Source organism: Yoonia rosea (genome assembly GCF_900156505.1).
GTDB classification, from domain to species: domain Bacteria; phylum Pseudomonadota; class Alphaproteobacteria; order Rhodobacterales; family Rhodobacteraceae; genus Yoonia; species Yoonia rosea.
In genome coordinates, this window is the sequence record NZ_FTPR01000001.1 from 2243019 (window position 1) to 2258576 (window position 15558).

Here is a 15558-nt window from a genome sequence, read left to right on the forward strand (position 1 = left end):
ATCAAGTATTCTCGCAGTTCAGAAATCGCGCAATCTGCTTTTCCGGTCATTATTGATCGGTCTTTTCGATTAGTGCAGAATGAAGATCATGCAGATAGAACTGATCGATACCTTCCTGGATCTTTGCGAGACAAAGAGTTTCAACCGCACCGCAGAGCGTTTGGGTGTAACACAGTCAACTGTTTCAGGACGCGTGCGTTCGCTGGAAGCATCTGTCGGGGTGAAGCTGTTTCAACGCTCTCGCTCGGGCACTGCCTTGACGACCCAAGGCTTACGGTTTGAACCCCACGCCCGCAGTCTGCGCCACGATTGGGTGACGGCCAAGAACGCCGCGCAAGATACCGCACTTGCAGGCGTGACAATGCGGATCGGGATACAGCACGACCTTGTGGGTATTGACATCAAAGCGCTGATCGGGCGTCTTCGGGAAATTCTGCCGGATACCGCTTTTCTGCTCGAAGCGGATTATTCGATCCAAATGTGTTCTGATTTGATTATCGGAAAGCAAGATATAGCAATTTTATATTCTCCTCAGATTCAACCGGACCTCTACTTCGAAACACTGGGTGACGTGCGCTATGTTATGGTATCGACGCAGGCAGATGCTTTGGCGGCCGTCAGAAAAGAGACCTACATTCTGGCAAACTATTCAACGAGCTTTGCAAATGCACATGCAGCCCTTTTGCCCGACCTGACGCATGTATCGCTTTCGATCGGTCAAAATGCTGCAATGGTTGATCTTTTAACCTCGCTTTCGGGCACCGCCTATGTTCTGGAACACTCGGCCAAAGCTTTGGTGGCCGCGGGTGTTTGTCAGAAAGTCATGGACGCCCCAACCGTAGACCAGTCGGTGTTTGTCGGTGTGAATGTGCGCAACCGGCACCGTGCGGCTTACCGGAAACTGATCAAAACATTGCACGAACAGTATCCTTCACAGCAAGCGCATGGTCGGGCGCGACTTGAAAGGCCGGGTTTGAGCGACAGCAACGGACCGTCAGGCCAGAAACCCTGAAATCACACGACTTCAGACAAAGGTCGATCACGTTTGATCGTGCGGCGCGCCGGTCCCAAGGCGCGTCTGGATCTTTGACGTCGATCTTGGCGCGTTCGGGTTTCAAAACGACGCAAGCCCAGTCAGGGCTCCGCGACAGATGCTGTCTTATCGCATCAGCACGACAGGTACCTTACAGGATCTGACCATCTCGGTGGTTGTTGATCCGATGACAAGGCTGCGGATACGGCTATGCCCATAGGCCCCCATAACAACCATCCCAAAGCCTTCCGCCTCGACCATCTTGCCAAGCTCGGTCTCTGGCTGGCCGGGCACGATCCGTGTCTCGGCGACAATTCCGGCGGCCCCGAGAAGTGCCTTCGCATCCGCGAGACCCTTTTTTGCGTCTGGCGTTTCCGCACCGACTGTCACGACCGTGACTGCAAGGTCAGCGAAAAGCGGGCTGCGCGCGATGTGATCGACGGCTTTCATCGCCGACCCTCCACCATCATAGGCGACAAGGACACTTTGGATGGGATTAAAGGCGCGCGAGGCGACAAAGACCGGCCGGTGCGCTGCCCGCACAATCCGTTCAAGGTTCGATCCAAGATGCCCCTTGGCAAAGTCCGCCGCCTCGCCGCGTTTGCCGATGATGATGACGCGCGCCTCACCCTCGACCGCGCCGATGGCTTCAACCAGATCGCCATGGCGCAGGCGGGTCGTGATATCGCTCACGCCGTCCTGATCCACAATAGCCTGCGCATCCTCAAGGATTGCGCGGCCACGGTGGCTGACAAGCTTGGCGCGCTGCGCATCAAGCGCCGCCAACTCTTCCATCAATTTGGTGCGTGCGCCCAACCGGATCGCACCCGACAGGTCAGCCTTGTCCTGCGCTTCGCGGCGGCCCAGAACATGGATCAGCTCGACAGGCGCCTGTGTTTTCTGCGCAATCCACGCGGCGTGGTGGCAGACGCTCTCGGAATAGATGGAACCGTCCACCAGCGCGATGATCTTATCTGTCATGGTCGGGTCTCCCTCAGTGGTCCATCAGTTTGTCCATGGCGCCGGGCTTGTCGTGGATGGCAAGCTGGTCAACCAGCGTTTCAGTGGCTTCGTTCATGCCGACGACATCCACTTCTGCGCCGTCACGGCGGAATTTGAGGATCGCCATGTCAAGCGCCTGCACGGAACTGATGTCCCAGATATGCGCCGCACTTACGTCGATCACGACGCGTTCCGGCGCCTCCCTTAAGTCGAAGCTATCCATGAAATCCTCGACAGAGCCATAAAAAAGCTGTCCTTCCACGCGGTAGGTCCGCACGCGGCCATCCGCGCTGATGTCAGTGGTGACACGGAACAATTGCGCGATCTTGCCGGCAAAGAAAATCCCCGACAACAGTACGCCGACCAACACGCCGATGGCCAGATTATGGGTGTAAACCACAGTCACCACCGTCGCGATCATCACAATGGAAGATGATCGTGGATGCACGGTGAGGTTCTTGATCGAAGACCACGAAAAAGTCCCGATCGAGACCATGATCATGATGGCGACCAGCGCGGGCATCGGGATGATGCTGACCAAGTCGCCAAGTCCAACGACAAGGATCAAAAGAAAGACACCGGCCACAAAGCACGACAGCCGCCCACGACCACCGGATTTCACATTGATGATCGACTGGCCGATCATGGCACAGCCCGCCATGCCGCCGATAAAACCGGTGGCGGTATTGGCAAGTCCTTGGCCCACGCACTCCTGATTCCGGTTCGATTTCGTGTCGGTCAAGTCATCAACGATGTTCTGCGTCATCAGGCTTTCGAGCAGACCCACAACCGCCACGGCGACCGAATAGGGCAGGATGATCTGCAGTGTCTCGAGGTTCAGCGGGATGTCAGGGATCAGAAACACAGGAAGCGTATCGGGTAGTGCCCCCATATCGCCGACGGTGCGGACGTCCAGCCCGAGCGCGACAGTCAACGCCGTCAAGATCAGGATAGTGACAAGCGGTGACGGCACAGCAGTGGTCAGCAGCGGGAAAAGATAGATGATGGCCAGCCCCAAAGCGACCATCGCATAGGTGATCCATGTCACATCGCGCGGATCAAGCTCGGGCAGCTGCGCCATGAAGATCAGTATCGCAAGCGCGTTCACAAAGCCCGTCATCACCGATTTCGACACGTAACGCATGACAAAGCCCAGCCGCAACAGGCCTGCGCTGATCTGGATCAATCCCGCCAGCACGGTCGCAGCCAGAAGGTATTGAAGCCCATGATCGCGCACGAGCGTCACCATCAGCACAGCGGTCGCGGCGGTCGCGGCCGAGATCATGCCGGGCCGTCCGCCGGTGATGGCGGTGATCACGGCGATGGAAAAGCTGGCGTAGAGGCCTATCTTCGGGTCAACACCCGCAATGATGGAAAAAGCGATCGCCTCGGGAATAAGTGCCAGTGCCACGACCAGCCCCGCCAGCAGATCGCCACGGATGTTGCCCAGCCACTGGGCGCGATAAGCGTCTAGCGAGATCATGAATATTTTGTCCGGTACCAGTCCAGCGCCCAGCGCGAAATCGGCGTGCGCATGCACTATTTTTTGTGGTTGTCCGGCGGATCAGCGGCCGGAAGAGCCACCCAAGATCGCTCTCGGGTCCAGGTTTTCTAAGCGGCGGGATAATGGTGTCTTGAGAGAATGGCAACACCTATGACTATTTACGAGACGTGGGACCATCGCGCAGCTTGGTTGACGCATCCTCACGTCAGTCAGCCCGTTGATCACCACCTTGCCGTCGCCGCGACGTGAGACAACCGCGGGACAGTGGTTCTGGGGTGCTTCGTTCTGCGCAAATGCATGCGCCGCGGCTTTGCTTGGTTCCCCAATCTTGGGCTGCTCGGACGTTGGGCAATGCAGCGCCGCAATTTCCCATGATCTCCGAAACTCAAGATATAGTCGGCTTCATGGCCAATCTGCATAGCTGCCGACCTGCAAGTGTTGCAAGCTACCGCCGTGTTGGGTGTTTGCTTTACGGAAGGCCCCCGGGGGCGTGCCCAACTCTTTTTTAAAGAAAGCACTGAATTGCGATGTGCTGCTAAATCCAAGGTGGTCAGCGATTTGCCCGAGTGAGTGATGCGATCGCTGGAGCAATGCTTGGGCCTCATATGTCAGGCGGTCCCGGATAAGGCGCTGTGGCGGTTTACCCAAGGTGCGTGTGCAGATGTCATGCAACCGGTCGGGAGAAACGCCGAGTTCAGCGGCAAACCGGTTGACCGGCCACCGTTCATGCAAGTGCGCTTCAACCAGATGACGAAATCGCTCAAGGGTCAGGTTTGCGGTCTTATAGCTTTGATCTTCAATCATCTCATTCACGCCGGCACGCCAGAGCGAAACCAGCATGATCCGTATTTGCGCCTCGATCACGGTTTCCATACCGGTTTGTGCGGCATCCAGTTCTTTGAATATCGCGTCAAAGCAGGCTGAAAGCGTTCGAACGATATCGGGTTTCGTGTCCAGATTCAGGGTGAATTCACGACCGGACATAAGACGAAGTGCAGCGGCTTCGGGTTTGTGGCCGATGGCGTTGCTCAGTGTGGCATCGCCGACTGTCATGATAACACCGTTGCTGCCTGCCTTTGCCTTGATCCGCGCGTCATTGACCTTTGGTCCCCAATGAATTGCGGGGCCTGCGATCGTCTCTTCGCTGTCGGGTTTGAGGCGCAGCGCCTTTCCGGACAGCACCAGAAGACATTGGGTCGTGCGACCCGGAAAATTGACCAAGCCGCCGAGAAACCGGTCATCCAACCCGCTTTGAAAGACATCCGCGTGGACCGTCGCTTGATGCGCGGCAAGTGGTGTCAGACCAGATACCATTCTTTTCATGACCAGATAGTGACAACAAAAGACCAGATATCAATATTTTTTAGCCAGCTCTTTGGCATAGTGTAAGGGAATGGCCCCGGTGTCGGGTCTGCTGCGTCGACTTATGGAGGTTCGTCTACGCAGGATGAGGGGGGAATTCGCGTGAAACGTGCCGCTTCGAAGCTTGGTATGATATCAGGAGTGGATGAGGCTGCTATGGCAGTCGATGCCGCGGTGAATGCTGCGGCGTCCGCTTTTCCTGTATGGTCCCGCCGGTCTGCCGCGGATCGGGCGCAGGCTTTGCGCAACCTGATCCCTGCACTGAATACGCACCGGCACGACTTTTCCGCGCTCGCCGCGGAAGAAGTCGGCGCATCGCGTTCGTGGACTGAATTCAACATTGATCTGGCGATCAGTATGCTGGCGCATGTAGCAGGCCTTGCGCCTGCACTGGACGATCACGTTGTTGTTGATCCGCAGAGCGGCAAGCACTCGATCATGCGCCGCCAGCCCGCCGGTGTGGTCCTGGGCATGGTACCGTGGAATGCGCCGATTACGCTGGCAGTGCGGGCGATTGCGGGCCCGCTGATGTGTGGCAATACGGTGGTCATGAAGGGATCAGACCGTTGCCCCAAGACACATCAGCATTTGGTTGACGTGCTGAACACGGCGGGACTGCCCGAAGGCGTCCTGACCTGTGTCGTAAGCCCGCCCGAAAACGCCCATGACGTCATGGCACAGCTTATCGCCCATCCGTGCATTCGCCGGATCAACTTTACAGGGTCCACGCGCGTTGGCCGTGAGGTTGCGATGGAAGCGGCACGCCATCTCAAACCCGCTTTGCTTGAGTTGTCGGGTAAGGCCCCGCTGATCGTATTAGAGGATGCCGATCTTGATGCCGCCGTCGAGGCGGCCTGTTTCGGCGCATTCTTCAATCAAGGCCAAATCTGCATGTCCACGGACTGGATCATCGTTGTGAAAGCGGTAGCGGACGCATTTGTTGCCAAACTTGAGGCGCGGACACGGCAGATCGTGGCCGCTGATCCTGTGCATGAGGTGGCTCATCTGGGCCGCATGATTTCCGCCGAAGCCGCCCAACGTGTGAACGGGTTGATCGAAGATGCGGTGTCGAAGGGGGCGCGACTTCTGGTTGGCGGTCAGATTGACGGGTGTGTGATGCAACCTGCCTTGCTGGACGGGATTGCCGCAAACATGCGTATTTACCGCGAAGAGACATTCGGGCCGCTGGCCAGCATCATGCGGGTTCATGACGCTGACGAAGCCGTTTCAATCGCAAACGACTCGGACTTTGGCTTGAACGCAGCCGTCTTTACCCACGACCTTGATCATGCGCAGGCCATTGCAGACCGATTGGAATATGGCGTGGTCCAGATCAACGGGCCAACGGTGCACGATGACCCGTCAATGCCGTTCGGGGGGATGAAACAAAGCGGGTTCGGCCGTTTTGGAGGTGCACAATCCATTCACGAATTCACCGAACTTCGCTGGATCGCAACACATCAATCAGGACACACACCAACGCTTTGACACTACGAAGGGCAGTTGCCCGAACGACCAATTGCAAATGGAGGATACGCAATGAACCGCAGACCATTTTTGAAACTCGTCAGTGCTTTGACAATCGCAGGTGCCTTGGCCGCAAACGCAGCCAGCGCCGAAACCATTCGCATCGGTGCAGTTGCACCCAAAACCGGCCCGCTTGCCGGTGGGGCGACAGTCACCCAGTGGCCTTCGATCTATCTTTGGGTCGAGCAGGTCAATGCCGCTGGCGGCCTGACTGTCGATGGCGAACAAATGATGATCGAACTGATCGAGTATGATGATCAAACCAACCCCGGCGAGACGATCAAAGCCGTTCAGCGTTTGGCGACACAAGATGATGCGCACTTCATCATTGCGCCTTATGGCACCGGCCTGAATCTGGCAGCAGCCCCGCTGTTTGACCGCTATGGTTATCCTCAGATTGCCGTGTCAGCCATCACCGACCAGCAGCCTGAACTGGCTGCACAATTCCCGAATATGTTCTTTACCTTGGGTACGACCACAGCACTGGCCGCCGATGTCGTGAAGGTCCTGAGCGATATGCGTGATGCAGGTCAGATGGGCGACAAAGTAGCGATGGTGAACGTCGCTGATGCTTTCGGTATCGAATTGGCGACGGCTGCAAAACCTCTTTTTGAAGAGGCGGGTTTCGATATCGTGTATGAGACGTCCTATCCGTTGGGCACACAAGACTTGTCTCCGGTCATCAAGGGTGCCGCTGCAGCGGAACCGGACGCTTTCGTGGCATGGTCCTATCCGCCGGACACCTTTGGTCTGACCGAACAGGCAATGATCGAAAACCTGGACGTGAAAGCCTTTTACACCGCTGTTGCAACCCCGTTCCCGGGCTATGGTGCACGCTTCGGCTCAGCCGCAGAGGGTGTTTTGGGCGCCGGTGGCGTTAACCCTGATAGCCCCGCATTCATGGAATATGCCGCAGCACATGAAGCCGTGACAGGCGCGAAACCCGACTATTGGGCCTCGGCGACAACCTATGCGTCGCTCGAAATCCTCGGTCAGTCCATTGAGGCGGTGGGCCTTGATCGGGCTGCGGTGACCGCGCACCTCAGAGAGGCCACTTTTGACACAATCCTTGGGCCGATCAGCTTTGACGAGAACAACTCGAATGCTGATTTCTGGACCGTTGGACAATGGCAAGGTGGCGTTTTCAGAGGTGTCGCATCGCGCGGGCGTGACGGCACAGTGCCGGTCATCCTGAAAGACGGCTGGGAGTAATCCCGCAAGGGGCGGCCTCCGCGCCGCCCCGATCGAACCAACAAAGGAAGCACAGTCTTGGATATTCTGATCACAGGGATCCTGTTGGGCGGCACCTATGCGTTGATCGCGATGGGGCTGAACCTGCAATATGGCGTGGCGCGGATCATGAACCTTGCCAATGGCGAGATTCTGGTGGCTGGCGGCTATTTTGCATTCATTGCCTACACATCTACGCAGCTAAGCCCGCTTTTGACGATCTTTGTGGTCGCGCCAATCGCTTTTGGTTTGAATTGGCTGATTTACGTCCTGATGCTGCAACCTTTGGTCAATCGTGCCAAGAACCGTGGCCAGTTGGAACAAGACAGCATTCTTGCAACGTTTGGGCTGTCCTTCATCGGCGTCGGCCTGATGCTGAGCTTTTTTGGCGGTGACTACTTTTCCTACAGCTTTATGGCGGTTCCGGTGGAACTGCTGGGCAATACCTACGGTGCAAACCGTGTTCTATCTTTCGTTATGGCCGTTCTGATCTGCGGGGCGCTTTATCTTTGGCTGAACCAGTCGCGGGCAGGATTGTCGATCCGCGCGATTGCGACGGCCCCGGCCTCTGCCCGATTGGTCGGGATTGATGTAAAGACACTGTCTGCCCTGGCCTTTGCGCTGGGCGGGGCGGTGACGGCCGTGGGTGGTGCGCTCATCTCGACCTATTTGACGCTTGATGCGTCCACAGGGGTCGTCTTCACGCTCAAGGCGCTGATCATCGTGATCATGGGGGGCGTTGGCGATGTGCGCGGCACAATTGTGGCCGCCTTGCTGTTGGGCGTTCTAGAAACCGTTGTCGCAAGCTTGCTTGATCCCGGTCTCACGCTGGCTGCGGCCTATGTGATGTTTCTGGCCATCCTGCTGTTCCGCCCACAAGGCCTTTTCGGAAAGAAACCGACATGAGCTTGACCGGAACAGATATGCGCAACCTGATCCTGACAGCACTTGCCTTTGGCGTCTGTGCCTTGCTGCCTTTCGGTGACAACGGATATTGGCTGGGGCTTGGCGTGACGATCGCGATGTTTACCACGCTTGCGACCTCCTGGGCGCTCTTTTCCGGGCCAACTCATTATATCAGTCTGGCAACGGCCGCATTCTTTGGCGTGGGCACATATGTTACGGGTCTCGGCATTGATACGCTGCCCTTCTGGTCACTGGTTGGTCTTGCCGGCCTGATTGGTGCAGTGCTCGCTGCGCTTGTTGGTCTTGCGACCTTGCGTTTGTCCGGCGTGTATTTCGTGATCTTTACGCTTGGATTGGCGGAACTCGTCCGTCAGGTCATCACATGGGTCCAGAACAACACTGGCCAGAAAGGGCTTTATGTTCTGACCGATCTGGATGAGGCCGGCATCTATTGGTGGCTCTTGGGGCTTGCCGCGGCTGTCTTTTTGACGGGCTGGCTGATCGGGCGCTCGCGTCTTGGTTTTGCATTGCGCATTATTGGCGACGACGAAACCGTTGCCGCGCATTCCGGCATCAATACGGCGCGTGCAAAGATCCTTTTGTTCATGGTGCCCGGTGCTGTGGCGGCCATGACCGGTGCGATCCTCGCGCCGCGCTATGTCTATATTGAACCGTCGCTTGCCTTTGCGCCCATCTTGTCATTCCAAGTCGTAATCATGGCGCTGCTCGGGGGGGCGTCACGGCTCTGGGGGCCATTGGTCGGGGTGATCCCGTTCACATTCCTGCTGGAAACCGTTTCGTCCAACTTCCCCAACCAGACGACTTTGGTCATCGGTATCGCATTTCTTGTGATCGTCTACCTGCTGCCCAACGGTTTTGTTGGTCTACTTGATAAAGTCCTGCACCGTATCGAAGCGAGTGAGGTTCAGTAGCATGACAAACCATGTCTTATCCCTGCGGGGTGTCACCAAACGGTTTGGCGGTCTTGTCGCTGTCAACGGGATGGATTTTGACGTGGCCGAGCACGAAGTCGTCGGCCTGCTTGGGCCGAACGGTTCGGGCAAGTCGACGACGCTGAACCTCGTGTCAGGTGCGCTGCCACTGACGTCGGGCAATATCACGTTGTGGGGAAGCCGGATTTCCGGCCTGCCAGCACAAACAATCAACCGCAAAGGCGTCAGCAGAACATTCCAACTCGTACGTTTGTTGCCGTCGATGAATGTCCGCGACAATGTCGTTGTCGGTGCTGTCTTTGGCCACCGCCGCCGGTGGGGCCATGACGCGAGCGAGCATGCCGACCATTTGCTGGAAAGGGTTGGCCTTGGCGGCAAGGGCGATCTGTCGTTGGGCCAATTGACCTATATTGATACGAAACGGGTCGAGTTGGCGCGCACTTTGGCAAGTGATCCCAAAGTGCTCTTGCTGGACGAGTGGCTTGCCGGATTGAACCCGACAGAACTGCAGATCGGGATCACCCTGATCAAATCGCTCAGGGATGAAGGCCGCACGATCATTCTGGTGGAACATGTGATGGATGCGATCAGGTCATTGTGTGACCGCTGTGTCGTCATGGCTGCCGGCACGAAGATTGCAGAGGGCACCCCGACACAGGTTCTCTCCGACAAAGAGGTTATCCGCGCCTATTTGGGAGATGACGATGCTTGAGCTGACCAACGTCACAGTCCGCTATGGACAGCACCGTGCCTTGGAAAATGCATCGGTGAATGTCGCCAAAGGCGAAATCGTGGTCATCCTTGGCGCGAATGGTGCGGGGAAATCGACGCTGCTCAAGGCCGCCAGTGGAATTTGCGAAGGCGTCGTCACGGGCGATATCCGCCTCGACGGCACCAATCTTGCAGGCCTTGCGCCACATAAGATTGTTGATGCGGGTCTGGCACTGGTGCCCGAAGGGCGCGGCGTCTTTCCGGATCTGACGGTGCGCGAAAATCTGATTCTTGGGGCCTATTCGGGGCGGGCACGCGATGACGAAAAAATAACGCTTGAGCGGGTTTATGACCTGTTCCCTAAACTGCGCGAGCGCGGCAGCCAGATTGTCGGCACCATGTCCGGTGGTGAACAGCAAATGGTAGCTATTGGTCGTGCGATGATGTCGAACCCGACGATTCTTACGCTTGACGAACCCTCTTTGGGTCTGTCGCCCCTGCTGTCGAAAGAACTGTTTCAAAACCTCGCGCGGGTCCGGGACCTTGGTATCGGGGTGCTCATGGTCGAACAGAACGCCAAGCAATCCTTGGCGATTGCGGACCGCGGTTACCTGATTGAAAACGCGCATGTCGTGCATGAAGACAGCGCCAAGAACCTGATGCGCGACCCCGCTGTTCAGGCAGCCTACCTTGGTGCCGGAAGTGCCGAGACACCAGAAACGCAAAATCCAGCGCCGGATATGCCGGAACCCATGTCCGAGACTTTTGCGATCAGACCGCGCAGTCAAAAAACGCAATCCGCGGACGCGATATTGGGGCGGTCGGTGGCCGATCTTGTCGCGGCGGCCAGCACGCAAAGTGTGAATGTCGCTGCACAAAAACGGCCCGCCGACAGCCGTGGTGCATCAAATATCGACATCCCCGCCGATCGCCTTGCTGCGGCACTTGCAGCAATCGAACGTGGCGCAGCCAACGCCCGCAGTCGGCCAAAGTCATACCACCCATCCAACCGTTATGTGGCGGCACCCGCCCAGCCGGAGACGTCAGAGGCCAAGCCACCCCCTGTGATTGAAGTATACCGTGCGCCCCGCGTTGAAGTTTATCGCCGCCAGGCTGATGGCGCCGGTTTTGAAAGGAAATAAGATGCTCGACTCTCACACCCGGATCAAAGGCATGTTAATCGGCGGAAACTGGGTTTCGGCCAGCCACATGTTTGATGATATCAACCCATCAACCGGAGCGGTCTGGGCACAGATCCCCGAAGGCGGGCGCACTGAAGCCCGCGATGCAATCAGCGCCGCGCAGGCCGCGTTTCCCGCGTGGGCTGCTTTGCATTTTCAGGATCGCGCGCGGATCCTGCTGAAAGCTGCGGATGTCTGGGAAGCCCGCAAGATGGATTATGTCGCCGCAGCACAAGCCGAGGGTGGCGGATGGTTTGGCAAGGGAATGTTCGAGGCAGGCTACGTGCCAGAGGTTTTTCGTGCGGCCGCTGCGATGTGTTACAATGCGGTTGGTGAAATGCTGCCGTCCCAGCACGGCAAAGTGTCGATGGTCGAACGCGTCCCGATGGGCGTGGTCAGTGTCATCAGCCCATGGAATATGCCTGGCATCCTGACGTCGCGCGGATTTGCCTTTCCTCTGGCAGCGGGAAATACGATTGTCCTGAAACCTTCAGAAGACACCCCCTACGCGGGGGGGTTATTCTTTGCCGAAGTGATGGAAGAGGCAGGGATCCCCAAGGGCGTCTTTAACGTTGTGACCTGTTCACGCGACCGCGTTGGCGAAATGGGCGACGAATTGGTCGAAAACCCCTTAGTCAAAGGCGTCTCTTTTACGGGTTCTACGCCTGTCGGGCGTCAGATCGCGGCCAAAGCGGGTGCACACCTCAAAAAGGCATGTGTCGAGCTTGGCGGCAAGGACAGTCTGATTGTGCTGGAAGACGCCGACATGGAGCGGGCGACATCGGCGGCGAGCTTTGGCAGCTTCATGCATCAGGGCCAGATCTGTATGTCTGTCGAGAAGGTACTGGTGCACGAAAGCATTTATGTCGACTTCCTGCGCCAATTCGTGGCCCGCGCGGCGAAGCTCAAAACAGGCGATACCGCTGACAAGTCCAACGTCATTGGCCCGCTGATCAACGACAGGCAGGTCGAGCGCGTGAAGTTCCAGATCGAAGACGCCCTTGCAAAAGGCGCCAAGGTGGTGTTGGGCGGCAGAGTCTGGGACCGTTTCGTGGAACCCACGATCCTGACCAATGTGACACCCGATATGGCCGTCTGGCAGGATGAAACCTTTGGTCCTGTGGCCGTTGTCGTCCCCTTCCGTACCGATGCTGAGGCCATCGCGCTGAATAATGATACCGAATACGGGCTGAGTTCCGGGATTATCACTGCCGATGAAAACCGTGCGCTGGAAATGTCGCGCAAGCTGGAAACCGGCATGTGCCACGTGAATTGTTCGTCAGTGAATGATGAGCCACACGTGCCGTTTGGTGGCAGCAAAGCCTCTGGCGTCGGCAAACACGGCGGGAAATGGTCGATGGAGACCTTTACCGAAACGCGCTGGATCACGCTCGAACGTGGCGGGCGCCCCTTCCCGCCGGTATTTTGATATGAGCTGGGAACGCGCGCCCTTGTTGAAGGGCAAAACGATTATTGTAACAGGTTCTGCGTCCGGCATCGGTTTGGAGACAGCCCGTGTCTGTACCGCCATGGGTGCGAAGGTGCTCGGCGTCGATGTGACCAAACGCTTCGACCATGTGGAGGAATTCTACCGCGCGGATTTGTCTGACGGGGCAACATTGGACGCCTTGATCGACGTGTTGCCAAATGGCATCGACGGCATTGCCAATATTGCAGGTTTGCCGCCCACGGCCCCTGCAGAGAAAGTGCTTGCTGTGAACCTTTTCGGGCTGAAGCACCTGACGCTTGGCCTGATCCCGAAACTGAACAACGGCGCCAGCATCGTCAATTTGGCTTCACTTGCAGGTTTTGGCTGGCCTGATGCGATCCCGAAAATCCGCGCGAGCGAGAATGTGCATGTGGACGACACGGCACGTTTTGCAGCCGAGCATCAAATCACGAATGAAGGCGGGCGGAGCTATTTCTTTTCAAAAGAAGCCTTGATTGCATGGACCATGCAAAACCGCTGGACGTGGCGCGATCGCGGCATTCGCATGAACACCGTAAGCCCGGGCCCTGTCGATACGCCCATTCTGGGTGATTTTCTGGAAACGCTCGGTGCGCGCGCCGAAGAGGATGCCCGTGTCATGGACCGCCCGGGCACACCACAAGACCTTGCACCGATTATCGCGTTCTTGTTGTCGGATATGACAGCATGGATCCGCGGCACCAATATTCCCGCTGACGGCGGCATGTCATCAAACATCCTGTGCGAGATGCACGGGCTGTCATCATAAAGGAGGCCAACTCATGTCTGCTCTGGCTTGGATCATTATCGTTCTCATCATTGCCGCGATCATCATCGCTTTGGCTGCATCCTTCTATCAACGCGCCACAAATGAAGTGGCGCTTGTCAGGACTGGTCTTGGTGGCCGGCGGGTTGTGATAGACGGCGGAACGCTCGCGATCCCCTTCTTTCACGAGATCAATCGGGTCAATATGCAAACCTTGCGCATGGATGTCGCGCGCGCGGGCGAGTCGTCCTTGATTACCAAGGACAGGCTCCGCGTCGATGTCGGTGCCGAGTTTTACGCCAGCGTGACGCCGAATGATGATGCCGTCACCCGCGCGGCACAGACACTCGGCAAGCGGGTCTTTCAACCCGATCAGCTCAAAAGCCTGATCGACGGGATGATGATTGATGCCCTCCGCTCTGTCGCTGCGCAAATGACGATGGACGAGCTCCATGAGAACCGCGCGGTCTTTGTGAAGCAGGTGCGTGAGGCTTTGACAGACACCTTGGCGAATTACGGTTTGCAGCTTGATTCCGTATCGCTGACGGCGCTCGACCAAACACCTTTTGCAGCATTGGACGAGAATAACGCCTTCAACGCGGTCGGGATGCGCAAGCTGGCGGAAGTCATCGCGCAATCCAAGAAAGAACGTGCCGAGATTGAAGGGGACAGTCAGGTCAGCGTTGCCCGTGCCGCGATGGAATCTGAGCGCCGCAAACTCGAAATCAACCTCGAACAGCGTCGCGCGGAAATTGCCCAGACACAAGAGATCGAAACACTGATGGCTGCGCAGCTTTCGGAAATCGCGGCACGCAAGGCCGATAGCGAACGTGCAGTTGCGCAATCCCGCATCCAGATGGAAAAGGATATTGCGTCAGCTGACATCGCGAAAGAGCAGGCACTGCGGACAGCCGAAATTGCGCAAGCGCTGGCGCTTGAAGCGGCTGAGCAAGACCGCGCAATCTCCCTTGCCGCAAAATCACAAGAAGAGAGCCGCGCGCATGCGAGCGCTGACACCGCTCGCATTGAGGCCGTGAAAGCGGCAGAAGCCGTCCAGACCGCGCGCCAGATGGCCGAGGCCGAGCGGCGCAAGGCCTTGGCATTGATCGCAGCGCAGGAGCAGGCAGAAGCTGCCGCCGCCCGCGCCAAGATTGCCGCTGCCAGCGATAAAGCAACTGCCGCAGACAAAACCGCGGCCAAGCGCGAAGAGGCAGAAGCACTCAAGGCGATGAAACTTGCCGAAACAGAGGCCAACCTGGCGCAGATCAACGCTGAAAACGCGCGCTCCGAAGCGCAGGTGGCTATGGAGCTCGAGCTGGCGCGCCTTCAGGCGCTGCCCAAGATCCTTTCTGAAATGGTGAAACCGGCAGAAAAGATAACCGGGATATCGATCAACCAGATGAGCGGTCTCGGACGGACAGGTAGCGAAGGTTCAACCTCGCCAATCAATCAAACAGTGGATGCGATCATGGACATGGCTGTTTCGCTCCCTGCGCTTAAAAAGCTGGGTGAGAATATCGGTATTGAAGTCGATACGAACCTGTTGAAAACACCCCCAAAGCCAAAAGATGAAGTGTAGCGATAGCGCGTTGCGGTGGACGGCAGCTGTGAGCATCGCGTGGAGGCTTTTGCAGAGGGTTGCACGTCAAGATTGCTGACGTCTTGATGCCGTTTGTATTGTTGGACCACGTTTGGGGATTGTGCCGTGTTGCTACGCTGCCGATTTTGTCGTTATTGCTTCCGGAGTGCTCCCAGTGCATCTTTCGGCACGCCACCGGCCACCTGATAGTGGCTGTTATCGTGTTGTTCTGGGTGGGGTTTGTTGGTTGCGGGAGTAGGATTTGAACCTACGACCTTCAGGTTATGAGCCTGACGAGCTACCGGGCTGCTCCATCCCGCGCTACCGTGTTGCAGT

Annotated in this window: 13 protein-coding genes, 1 tRNA gene and 1 other annotated feature; of the genes, 10 read left to right on the forward strand and 4 right to left on the reverse strand. The window is 57.3% G+C overall.

Features of this window, described 5'->3' with window-relative positions; all coding sequences use genetic code 11:
- Positions 1-88 precede the first annotated feature (88 nt).
- Complete coding sequence (locus B0B09_RS11230) at positions 89-1012, forward strand: LysR family transcriptional regulator (RefSeq protein ID WP_076659688.1); 924 nt, start codon at positions 89-91, stop codon at positions 1010-1012.
- 147 nt (positions 1013-1159) lie between these two features.
- On the opposite strand, the gene B0B09_RS11235 is transcribed toward B0B09_RS11230, so the two are convergent.
- From B0B09_RS11235 to B0B09_RS11245, 3 genes are all read right to left on the reverse strand, one after another.
- Positions 1160-2014, reverse strand: a complete 855-nt coding sequence (locus B0B09_RS11235) for a universal stress protein (RefSeq protein WP_076659690.1) — start codon at positions 2012-2014, stop codon at positions 1160-1162.
- Between the two features lie 13 nt (positions 2015-2027).
- Entirely contained in the window at positions 2028-3518 is a 1491-nt protein-coding gene (locus B0B09_RS11240) for a SulP family inorganic anion transporter (protein WP_076659911.1), read from the reverse strand.
- A 67-nt stretch (positions 3519-3585) separates the two neighbouring features.
- Positions 3586-3642 (reverse strand) — a sequence feature (sul1 is cis-regulatory element that is thought to sense ions involved in sulfur or methionine metabolism; They are found in Alphaproteobacteria).
- Between the two features lie 299 nt (positions 3643-3941).
- Positions 3942-4862: a helix-turn-helix transcriptional regulator gene (locus B0B09_RS11245; RefSeq protein WP_084190785.1), complete on the reverse strand. Its 921-nt coding sequence runs from the start codon at positions 4860-4862 to the stop codon at positions 3942-3944.
- A 195-nt stretch (positions 4863-5057) separates the two neighbouring features.
- On the opposite strand from B0B09_RS11245, the gene B0B09_RS11250 reads away from it, so the two are divergent.
- The 9 genes from B0B09_RS11250 to B0B09_RS11290 are packed head-to-tail and all read left to right on the forward strand — an operon-like array spanning position 5058 to position 15222.
- Complete coding sequence (locus B0B09_RS11250) at positions 5058-6389, forward strand: aldehyde dehydrogenase (RefSeq protein WP_242654381.1); 1332 nt, start codon at positions 5058-5060, stop codon at positions 6387-6389.
- 51 nt (positions 6390-6440) lie between these two features.
- The gene (locus B0B09_RS11255) at positions 6441-7640 is read left to right on the forward strand and encodes an amino acid ABC transporter substrate-binding protein (protein WP_076659695.1); all 1200 of its coding nucleotides are present in this window, start codon (positions 6441-6443) and stop codon (positions 7638-7640) included.
- A gap of 57 nt (positions 7641-7697) precedes the next feature.
- The gene (locus tag B0B09_RS11260; protein ID WP_076659697.1) at positions 7698-8564 is read left to right on the forward strand and encodes a branched-chain amino acid ABC transporter permease; all 867 of its coding nucleotides are present in this window, start codon (positions 7698-7700) and stop codon (positions 8562-8564) included.
- Positions 8561-9496 (forward strand): branched-chain amino acid ABC transporter permease, encoded by a 936-nt coding sequence (locus B0B09_RS11265; RefSeq protein ID WP_076659699.1) that lies wholly within the window; start codon positions 8561-8563, stop codon positions 9494-9496. Before B0B09_RS11260 ends, B0B09_RS11265 begins: the two co-directional genes overlap by 4 nt.
- 1 nt (position 9497) lies before the next feature.
- The gene (locus B0B09_RS11270) at positions 9498-10229 is read left to right on the forward strand and encodes an ABC transporter ATP-binding protein (protein WP_055297041.1); all 732 of its coding nucleotides are present in this window, start codon (positions 9498-9500) and stop codon (positions 10227-10229) included.
- Entirely contained in the window at positions 10222-11370 is a 1149-nt protein-coding gene (locus B0B09_RS11275; RefSeq protein ID WP_076659912.1) for an ABC transporter ATP-binding protein, read from the forward strand. Before B0B09_RS11270 ends, B0B09_RS11275 begins: the two co-directional genes overlap by 8 nt.
- A 1-nt stretch (position 11371) precedes the next feature.
- Positions 11372-12838 carry an aldehyde dehydrogenase family protein gene (locus B0B09_RS11280; protein WP_165689320.1) on the forward strand — a complete coding sequence of 489 codons (1467 nt, stop codon included), beginning with the start codon at positions 11372-11374 and terminating at the stop codon, positions 12836-12838.
- A gap of 1 nt (position 12839) precedes the next feature.
- On the forward strand, positions 12840-13646 hold the full coding sequence (locus tag B0B09_RS11285; protein ID WP_076659914.1) for a coniferyl-alcohol dehydrogenase: 807 nt from the start codon (positions 12840-12842) through the stop codon (positions 13644-13646).
- Between the two features lie 13 nt (positions 13647-13659).
- On the forward strand, positions 13660-15222 hold the full coding sequence (locus B0B09_RS11290; RefSeq protein ID WP_076659700.1) for a flotillin family protein: 1563 nt from the start codon (positions 13660-13662) through the stop codon (positions 15220-15222).
- A gap of 244 nt (positions 15223-15466) precedes the next feature.
- On the opposite strand, the gene B0B09_RS11295 is transcribed toward B0B09_RS11290, so the two are convergent.
- Positions 15467-15543: transfer RNA gene (locus B0B09_RS11295), tRNA-Met, on the reverse strand.
- Positions 15544-15558: the final 15 nt, after the last annotated feature.